The following is a 1,397-nucleotide window of genomic DNA, read 5'->3' on the forward strand; positions in this document are numbered from 1 at the left end:
CTTTCCAGCATTGTGGTCATGAGCTAAGAACTCCACTTTTCGGGGGCAACCTCACAGAGGGTCCCTAGCGCTTATTTATAAAGCGGAAGCAGCTATTAAATTAATAGCGTTGCTGCGCTGACTCTGTTGTTCCCGTCCTTGTTCTTTTTTCCTTCTGGCGTGCTGTCTTGAATTCTCCTGTCATTGCTTCCCTGGTTCCCGTGGTGCTTTTCATTGCCATCGGCTTTGTGGCGGGCCGCCAGGAATGGATCCGCGCCAGCGCGGTGAAAGACCTGTCCAACCTCGTCTTCATGGTGCTGTCGCCCGCGCTGCTGTTTCGCACCATGAGCACCGTGCACATCGAAGACCTGAACTTCGGCCCGGTGGGCATCTACTTCGCCGCGTTCGGTCTGCTGTATTTCTCCACCCTGGCCTGGCAAGGCTTCAACCGTCTGGCCGCAGCGCGGGCCTTGGCCAATACGTTCAGCAACACGCTCATGATTGGTGTGCCCCTGGTGGGCCTGGTGTTTGGCGATGCGGGCCTGGTCACCCTGTTCACCCTGATTTCGGTGCACTCGCTCATCTTGCTGACTGCCGCCACCGTGGTGTTCGAACTGGCCGCCGCGCGTGAACACGCAGGTCAGTCCAACGCGGCGCAGCCCCCCATGTGGCGCACTGTGCTGGGCGCTGTGCGCAACGGTGTGCTGCACCCGGTGCCCCTACCCATCCTGGCGGGCCTGCTGTTTGCGCAGACCGGGCTGGTACTGCCCCCGGTGGTCGACAAACCCCTGCAACTGCTGGGCCAGGCCCTGGGGCCATTGGCACTGCTGCTGGTCGGGGTCACGCTGGTGTTCACCCGCGTGGGTCACCATTTCAAGGGCGCACTGCGCATCGCCTTGGCCAAGTGCATCGTTCACCCGCTGCTGCTCGCCGCCATGGCCTGGGCCCTGGGCCTGTCAGGACTGCCCCTGGCCGTGATGATCGTGGCGGCATCGCTGCCCGTGGGGGCCAACGTGTTCCTGTTCGCGCAGCGCTACGAGGTGGCCCAGGACGAGGTGACCGCCAGCGTGGCGGTGTCCACCATGCTGGCGCTGGTGACGATGCCAGTGGTGATTTTGTTGACTACGCGGTTTGTGGTGTGAGGAGTGGGGCACTGTGTACGGTGTGCATTGGGGTAGCACGACTTGAGCGCTTGTCATGAGCGAAACTTGGATAGCAGCACTCTGAAGCTGCTATGGATCCGAAATTGACGGATGAGGCCGAACAAAGCATGCAGTAGGCAAGTTCTGTTGGGCTTACTGTCCCGCTAAAGTTTCCCGACGTAATGCCTGCCGGGTTTCATAAAAACTAATATCTGTTTATTTGCAAGGGGTATCTATTTAGCTCCAGTGACGTGAGAATAGCTGGATGGAAACCCA

At 59.6% G+C, this 1,397-nt stretch carries 1 protein-coding gene; it reads left to right on the forward strand.

Annotation, left to right across the window (positions count from 1 at the left end; all coding sequences use genetic code 11):
- The first annotated feature begins 167 nt into the window (after positions 1 to 167).
- The gene (locus IHV84_RS20150; RefSeq protein ID WP_198848161.1) at positions 168 to 1,121 is read left to right on the forward strand and encodes an AEC family transporter; all 954 of its coding nucleotides are present in this window, start codon (positions 168 to 170) and stop codon (positions 1,119 to 1,121) included.
- Positions 1,122 to 1,397 lie beyond the last annotated feature (276 nt).

The organism is Acidovorax sp. IB03, from assembly GCF_016406015.1.
Taxonomy (GTDB): domain Bacteria; phylum Pseudomonadota; class Gammaproteobacteria; order Burkholderiales; family Burkholderiaceae_C; genus Acidovorax; species Acidovorax temperans.